Origin of the sequence: Mycobacterium sp., assembly GCF_032159765.1 — a bacterium.
In the GTDB taxonomy this organism is placed as follows: Bacteria; Actinomycetota; Actinomycetes; order Mycobacteriales; family Mycobacteriaceae; genus Mycobacterium.
Map to the genome: position 1 here is coordinate 1 of NZ_JAVHWM010000050.1, position 3,732 is coordinate 3,732.

Annotated in this window: 3 protein-coding genes; 1 reads left to right on the forward strand and 2 read right to left on the reverse strand. The window is 62.7% G+C overall.

Translation table 11 applies throughout. The features are described from left to right. Positions 1 to 1,049: phospholipase D-like domain-containing protein (locus QOH60_RS05235; protein ID WP_526417829.1), on the reverse strand; the 1,049-nt coding region annotated here is incomplete at its 3' end. Between the two features lie 205 nt (positions 1,050 to 1,254). On the opposite strand from QOH60_RS05235, the gene QOH60_RS05240 reads away from it, so the two are divergent. Next, the gene (locus QOH60_RS05240; RefSeq protein ID WP_526417833.1) at positions 1,255 to 1,731 is read left to right on the forward strand and encodes a SagB/ThcOx family dehydrogenase; all 477 of its coding nucleotides are present in this window, start codon (positions 1,255 to 1,257) and stop codon (positions 1,729 to 1,731) included. A gap of 351 nt (positions 1,732 to 2,082) precedes the next feature. Here QOH60_RS05240 and QOH60_RS05245 read toward each other — a convergent pair whose 3' ends face one another. Beyond that, on the reverse strand, positions 2,083 to 3,159 hold the full coding sequence (locus QOH60_RS05245; protein ID WP_526417831.1) for a trypsin-like serine peptidase: 1,077 nt from the start codon (positions 3,157 to 3,159) through the stop codon (positions 2,083 to 2,085). Between the last annotated feature and the right edge of the window lie 573 nt (positions 3,160 to 3,732).

Genomic DNA, 3,732 nt, shown 5'->3' on the forward strand with positions numbered 1-3,732 from the left:
ACCTGCTTGATGGTCGGGGTGAACCACAGTGTCACGTTGGCCGGACCGATTTTCCGTTGCCGCGGTGTGCTGTTCGACGTCTTCAACGACTTCGGCGTGGCATCGCCGGCGTCCTTGAGCAGGTCCCATTGATGTCGGTACTCGCGAGCTAGCTCCGGATCGTCAATGAGCACCGAATTGTTCGCCTGTGTGCACAACCCGGTCTTGGTCCAATTCTGGCTCCCGGTCCACGTCCAGCGCGGCTTGTTGGCTTCGTCGCAGATGACCAGGAATTTGTTGTGCCCCAACGCCCGCGGGGACACCATGCGATCGTGTAGATCGATCTTGCCGGTGAGACGCTGACGCGCCGCTTTGTTCTGATCGTCGCCCTTCTTGTGCACGCTGCCGTTGGCCAGCACCACGTGGGCGTGCTCCCCCATCGCCTCCAACGCCGACTCGAGTTCCTCATCGTCAAGTTCGTACAGCGCGGCATACACGTCGGGACCGTCGTCGGTCGCGCTTTTCAGCAGCTCGAACAGGCGCTTGCCCAGCGGCCCGGTCAGGTAGTTGCGGAACGGGTCCTCCGGGGTCTCGATGACCGTTTCAAGCTTCTTCGTCGCCAGTCGCTTCGTCCGCTCATCGTCGTCGGTGAGCCCCAGGCGACGGGAAACCCACTGTGCTGCCACGATTCCGCGGTTGAAGTACGCCTCGATGTGCGGTGAGACCTGCTGATCGAGAGTGATCTCGTCAGTCCACTCGCTCGCGAGGTCTTCGGCGGGTGCGAGATGATCCTTGTCGTGCCCGACCATCGGTACCACTTGGTAGGCCACCCGGTCGCCGGGATCGGCCATGTAGTCGGTCCACTGGAACCGCTGGATCGGCCACTCGGTGGAATCGCGGCGCTCGCCCTCCTTGTGTTCTTGGCCCGCAAAGCCGACCCAGGACTGGACGACTTCGTCGGCGCCGTTGCGTCGACGACGCAACGCGAAACCGCGGCAGTCATCGATTGGGCCGGTCGGTTTCCACGCAATGAACACATCGTCCCCGTTGTGGCACACCGTGACCTTCATCAGCCCTCCCCCAAGCCTCGTGGTCGCGGCCCTGACATCCGGGCCGCTGTCCCCTACCTAGGGTGGCGCACAGCGCCCGTGCTGTCATGCGTACTCGACTACTCGTTCATCGGCGTTGACCGTGAGTGAGAACGTATGGCTGTCGACGAAGTGACGTTGCCATGTTCGTTGCGTTTCTGCAGGTTTCGGTTAGTCGCCGTGGCGCATTCTCGCGGCCCTCGGCGCATACCTCTTCAAGACGAGTCCATCCGGTGGCGCTCGACACCCGATCGAGGTATATCCGGCCGTGTCGCGCGTGGAAGGCGTCGAACCGGGTCTCTATCACTACTCGGTCAAGCGGCATTCGCTAGAACGACTCGGTGAACTGCCGTCCGAAACAGAACTCGTTCGGCTCTGCGGTGGTCAGGAATGGGTCGCCGACAGTATGTGGAAGTATCCGAACGCGCATGCGTACCGAGTCATGTTCTTGGATGCTGGGCACTTGGGTCAGACCTTTCACCTCGTGTGTACCAACATCGGTCTTGCGCCGTTCACCACTGCAGCCATCCAAAGATCCGAAATCGAAGACCTTCTCGACGTCGACGGGATAGGCGAACTCGCCGTATACGCCGCGGCCGTGGGTAGGTCATCGGCCGACGACTGGGGTCTTGGCGACGGTCGTGGTCAGGGACGGCCGTACTGAGGATCGAAACGCGTTGACGGCGAGCGTGATCGAACGCCAAAGACCTCGACCCCTCGGCTTCACCCGCCGCGGTCGAGTGACGCGGCGTGGCTCAACCGGCCGCCGAGTTGGCGCGCCAGAGTCTTACACCCACGACAGCTTCAGAGCGATTGATCCGCCCGCAGAGGAGCGCTCAAAAGCGGTTGGCCAGCGGAAGTCGATGCGACCGCCGTAGCCGAGACGGAGGCCTGCTTCTTCTGGCGCGCTCCCGCCGCACGAGAACTCGGCGGCGACCTCGGGCTTATCCCCCGGCTCAGCCGAGTCCACTCAGTCACGGCGCGCCGCGCCGTCGGTCGACGAAACCCCGAATGCCTAGGCTGGCCAGTCGCTGCGGCCCTTGTTGATCAGCCCAACCATATCCGGCCCGCCCGCAACTGCGTTGTCGTTGTCATCACCAAAGTTCGCGCCCGCCGCCACAACTCCGCAGAGCCGGACGTGCCCATCGTCGAACCAGGAAAAGAACGGGCCGCCCGAGTTGCCATGGTTGAGGCTTGCCTCGGTTTCCATATATTGACCGTTGTCGTCCTCGTAGTCGTCCTCAATACTCTGATTGACCTGAACTGCGGGTTGGGTCGAATTGCCGACATCTATTGGATATCCGACGTTGTGCCAGACGCCCTTATCGCGCCAGTCGTCGTCGAACGTGGTGGCACCAAGAAATCCCAACCGTTGTCCGAGTGGCTCGAACAGTCGACACAGCATGTAGTCGTGCCCAACGCGAAATTCGTTGTCGCTCTCCGCGTCATAGTGTCTTAGGTCGCTCACGAAGCTGTCGCCGAAGGGCGCCTGGCCAGAGGGTAAGCCGAACTGTGGAGTGAAGTGCATCCACCAATTCCCAGCCGCGATACTTCGGTCAGGCCGCATGTGGTGAGCGGTCAGCATCAGCCGGTCGCCCACCAGCACGCCGGAGCCTACCGCTCCATCGCTGTTCTCGACCCGACCGGTCAAATTCCACGGCCAGCTACTATCTTGCAGGAGGTGGCGCCCATCCCCGGGGAAGACCACCAGCGGATCGTAGTCACCTTTGGGACCTCGAACCCGAATTCGGCGGTGTGGGAGTTTCTCCATCGTTGGCCGAGTACGTATCGCACACCCGGCGGGGGCGAATCCATCGAGCTGAGTTGTGAGTTGTGCCTCAGATCTCCAGCCCACCGATTCCACGGACAGCCCGCGCCGGAGCCGGGCGGCGGCTCGGTCGAGTCGTAGCTCCACACGCCAGCGATCGTCGTCCTTCCGCAGATGTAACTGGGTGTCGGGCGCTTCGGCCCCGGTGACTTCGATCGACATGTAGGCCGCCTGCTCGACGGCCTCACGATCCACAACGCCAAGAATGCGTTGCAGTTGCCGCGCGGTGACAGGCTGATGATAAAGCCGAGTTTCGATACTCATCCGCTGATTTCTCCTTCGGTGAAGATGCCGAACTCCGTCATGCGGTATTTCGCATCCGGTTGGCTAGTTCAACAGCGTCGGCCTGATCGGTCCGATAGTCGCGAGTATCGCGCTACTCGAATTTCTTCTGGCGCGTCTCTTGACCTCCCGATCAGCCGCCTGACCCAGGAATCCGAAGCCGACTTCGGCGCCGCGGTGAGTGAGGCCGCGAGCACTCTCAGCGCACGGCTTGGCTAACGCCCGGCCCTGCCAGGAGACCGCGTCCGATGACAACGTGACCTTGAACCGCGGCCTGCAAGTTGGTTACCGCGTGGGCAGGCGGGTTCCACAGGCAGGCACTAGCGGGTCTGGGTGCAAGTACACGCCAGGAGCGACGCGGGCCGCCTCGGCCCGCGCAGAGCCCAGCAGCGACCCAGCTCGCCACACCGCGCCCTGTTCGCGAAGGTGCCTTCGGCGTGTCGGACGATGCCTCGACGGCCAGCCATGGAATGCCTAGTCGAACTAGGGTTGGCCAGTGGCCGAGCCGGACGGTGTCGCGGCATGGATCGCATCTGGCTCCTCTTCACGTGGAGT